The sequence below is a fragment of the Thermoflexus sp. genome (assembly GCF_042408365.1).
GTDB lineage: Bacteria > Chloroflexota > Anaerolineae > Thermoflexales > Thermoflexaceae > Thermoflexus.
On sequence record NZ_JBHOQJ010000072.1, the window covers coordinates 1 to 3,662 of the forward strand.

At 62.8% G+C, this 3,662-nt stretch carries 5 protein-coding genes; all 5 read right to left on the reverse strand.

Annotated features, from left to right (window positions below; all coding sequences use genetic code 11):
* Positions 1-312 (reverse strand): hypothetical protein (locus ACFMO5_RS03145; RefSeq protein WP_376791313.1); only part of this gene is annotated, 312 nt, incomplete at its 3' end.
* Positions 313-353: 41 nt separating this feature from the next.
* Positions 354-1,559 (reverse strand): cation:proton antiporter, encoded by a 1,206-nt coding sequence (locus ACFMO5_RS03150; protein WP_376791314.1) that lies wholly within the window; start codon positions 1,557-1,559, stop codon positions 354-356.
* A gap of 56 nt (positions 1,560-1,615) precedes the next feature.
* A complete protein-coding gene (murI, locus tag ACFMO5_RS03155) occupies positions 1,616-2,455 on the reverse strand; it encodes a glutamate racemase (protein WP_376791315.1) in 840 nt (279 codons plus the stop codon).
* A gap of 85 nt (positions 2,456-2,540) precedes the next feature.
* Entirely contained in the window at positions 2,541-2,954 is a 414-nt protein-coding gene (locus tag ACFMO5_RS03160; RefSeq protein WP_376791316.1) for a HEPN domain-containing protein, read from the reverse strand.
* Positions 2,951-3,490, reverse strand: coding sequence for a nucleotidyltransferase domain-containing protein (locus ACFMO5_RS03165; protein WP_376791317.1), 540 nt, complete (start codon positions 3,488-3,490; stop codon positions 2,951-2,953). Before ACFMO5_RS03165 ends, ACFMO5_RS03160 begins: the two co-directional genes overlap by 4 nt.
* Between the last annotated feature and the right edge of the window lie 172 nt (positions 3,491-3,662).

The window sequence follows — 3,662 nt, forward strand, 5'->3', positions numbered from 1 at the left end:
GAGGAAACCGGTCTCCGGCTCCTCGAAACGGCCGACGATCCTCTCGGTCTCCTGGATCAACCGTTCTAAATCGAAATCGTCCGGGAGGACGGAGAACAGCGTTCGGTGATGGAAAGCGGTCTCAGCGCTTTCCAGGATGGAGCGCAAGGAAGGAACCAAAGGCAGGTCCTCCCGTCCCACCCACTGGCGCAGGGAAGCCATCCCGATGGTGTCGATCATCGTCACCCCGGGGACCCCTAAAGCCTCCCAAGCGCGAAGCACCTCATGAACCTTCTCTAAATTCGGGATCACAACTACCACGCATTTCGGCATCCGAACCTCCAGGGATCGATAGTGAGAACTCCTCACCAAGTTTATTCGCGTCCCCGCGGGCCGAAGGACCAACGGAGCAGGATGGGTGTGAGCAGCGTAGTGGCCACCACCATCGCCACTACGCCCACGAATTCGTAGGGCTTCAGGAAGCCCGCCGAAAGGCCCAGGGAAGCAAGGATCAGGCCGACTTCCCCTCGGGAGACCATTCCCAACCCCAAACGCCACGCCTGCAACGGGCGGAATCCTCCCAGCCAAGCCCCTGCGCCGCAGCCAATCACCTTGGAGAGAACGGCCACCGCGATCAGAGCCACCGTGAACAGCAACCCCTCCGGCGACATGGTTCGCAAATCCGCCCGCAGGCCCACGCCGACCAGAAAGAGGGGAACGAAGAAGCCATAGGCGGCCGGGCGGAGGCGTTCAAAGATCGTATGGCGGGCCGGATGGCTGCTCAGGCCCAGCCCAGCCAGGAAAGCCCCCGTGATCGCTGCCAGCCCGCCCAGCTCTTCCGCTGCCCCCGCCAGGGCCAGGATCGCCACAAACGCTAGGGCGATCAAGCCCTCGCTGACCGGCTGGCCCTGAACCCAGGTGGCGACCCGGGGCAGCACCCTGCGGGCCAGAAGAAACGCGAGGACCAGAAAGAGCCCCATGCGCGCCAGGGCCAGCAGCAACCCGCCGGCTCCGCCGCCAGGCTCCCCTCCCGGGTTCACGACGCTGGTGAACACCGCCAAGGCCAGCAACGCCAGGACATCATCCACCACCGCGGCCCCCAGGAGCGCAATTCCCTCCGGCGAACGCAGGCGGCCCAGCTCCAGCAATGTCTGGGCGGAGATACTGACGCTGGTCGCACTGAGGACCAGGCCCACATAAATCGAGGTAGGGAGATCGCCGTGGAAAGGATAAGCGACCAGAGCTCCCAGCACCAGCGGCGCGATCACCCCCGCGGTCCCGGCCAACAGAGCCACCCGGCGCGCCTTCAGGAACTCCTCCAGCTCGATCTCCAGACCGGCCATGCCCATCAAGAGGATCACCCCGATCTCCCCAAGAACCAGCACCGTTTCCGAAAACCCCTGGCGATGGAAAATCGGCCATGAGAAGACATTGAGCAAACTCGGCCCCAGGATCAGGCCGGCGATCAGCTCCCCTAAGATGGCCGGTTGATGCAGCCGCAGGCTCAGCCACGCACCCCCCTTGGCCACAACGATCAACAACGCCAGCAACAAAACGAACGCAGGGATATGAGCTTCCACTGGGAACCTCCTCTATGCGAGGGAAACGAGATGAAAAAGCGAAATCTACACCCATTTCACGACGAGAGGGTTAACCACATCTCATGTGGGTCCCAGTAGAGGCGTTCCACAGGGCCATCCCGGCCGATCAACCGCTGAAGCTGTTCCTGAAAGCGGGCGGGGTCATCGGTGGTGAAAAACCGATGAATGGCTCCTTCCGCTTGATTGAGCTCTTCCCCACGGGCCCGGGCTTGCCAAATTTCCGCCGCCCGTCGGGCCACCGCCGGCGTGGGGTCGATCAAAGCACGCTCAGGGCCGATGAGCCGACGGATTAGCGGGGCCAGGAAGGTGTAGTGGGTGCAGGCCAGCACCAGCACGTCGGCGCCCATCTGGAGCACAGGGTCCAAGTGCTGGCGGACGAGGGCTTCCGCCGCCTCTCCCTCCAGGAGACCCGCTTCCACCTGTTCGACCCACCCGCTGCAGACCCGAGGGACCACCCGAACCCCCCGGGCGAACCGTTCCACAACGCGGGCCATCAAGGGGCCGTTCAGGGTGCCAAAGGTGCCCAACACCCCGATCACGCCGGTTCGAGTCTGGGCGACGGCCGGTTTCACGGCCGGCTCGATCCCCACGAAAGGGACCTCCGGGAAAGCCTCCCGCAGGGGCCAGAGGGCAGCGGCCGAGATGGTATGGCTGGCCACCACAATCAGGCGAGCCCCTTGATCCAGCATGAAGCGCGTGATGGCCCCCGCAAAGCGGCGGATCTCCTCCAGAGATCGAGGGCCATAGGGGACGTGGGCCTGATCGGCCACATAGAGCGTGGGCGCGTTCGGGATCAGGCGAACAAACTCCCGCCACACCGCCAACCCGCCCACGCCGGAATCCATAAACCCCACCGCCGGTGCGCGATCGATCATCGCTAGCTCCGAAATCACCTCCCCGGGCTTTGCGATTCCCCGTCATGAGCAATGGGGTCGCAAATAGACCTTAAGCGGAGCATTTTCAAGACACAGCCTCGCGGCACTTCCGGAGCACCCAAGCTGCTTCGTCCAGAGATGTTCGCGCGTCCTCCTCCGCATAGAGCTGTTGAGGAGGCGTTCCCAGATCCTCGTCCCCACAAAAGCTGAGCTCCCGCTCCAACCGGAGGCGCCGGGAGATGGAAGCCAAACGATCTACCTCTGTCCGAACGGAGGGCGGCAATCGGTCCCGATGACTCTTTAACCAGATGCCCACATCATGCGTTCGAGGGATCTCAACGCCCACATATCGTAATAGCCCTTTTAAAGCGAGCTCCACCGCCTCCTGGGGCCGTCGGACGACCAGGTTCCAGGCCTGACGCTGATAGAGGCGCTCGGCCTCTTCCAGGATCTCCTCCGCTTGGGCGAGATAGGCGCGAGCCATCTCCTCGCTGGTCACAACCGGATGACCTCCCCGGGCCGGAAATCCGGCTTCAGATCCCAATACAGGATAGACCCCTGGCGCTTCCGTTGGGCTCCCAGAGCCCGGAGCCGTTGCCGCAAGCGTTCCAGGATGGAGGAAAGAAGAGGCTCTCGCTCATAGAGGATCCAAGCATCCTCCGTCAGGTCCAGATATAGAGGAGTGATCCGAGAGGCCTCCTCAGGCGTCCTCAGGATCACGGAGATCTCCACATGGACACCCTGCTGCCACAGCGCCTGCACCTGCGGCTCAACCGCCCGATCCGCGGCCTCCAGACAAGCGTACCGTTCGAAACGATTGCGGGGCAGTCCTTCGACCACCACCAACAGATCGACATCAGAAGTTGGGGTGGCTTCGCCCCGCGCGACCGATCCGAACAAAGCGGCGGCGACTAACCTCTCCCCAAGGCTCTTCTGCAGCGCTTCCACATAAGTCCGCGCGAGCTCCTGAAGCCGACGGTTAAGCGCTTCCTGGGCTATCGCTTGCGAAGGCGCTTGAAGCCGATGATCGGTCATGGCCAGCTTCTCCTGTACATCATTCACAACCCATTCGCTGCTCTACGTGAGGGATTATACCTGATCTTCCCAACGGATGAAGCGCTATTGCTTCATCTACATTATTCGCATTTGACTTTTGGTTTTGGTCCCCTGGGGGTTTGAGGGCGAGCCGGGCGCCTTTGGCGCCCGG

Bases quoted from the DNA above. Each gene is read 5' to 3' on its own strand.
- murI (WP_376791315.1), bottom strand. From the start codon at position 2,455: ATGATCGATCGCGCACCGGCGGTGGGGTTTATGGATTCCGGCGTGGGC.
- ACFMO5_RS03165 (WP_376791317.1), bottom strand. From the start codon at position 3,490: ATGACCGATCATCGGCTTCAAGCGCCTTCGCAAGCGATAGCCCAGGAA.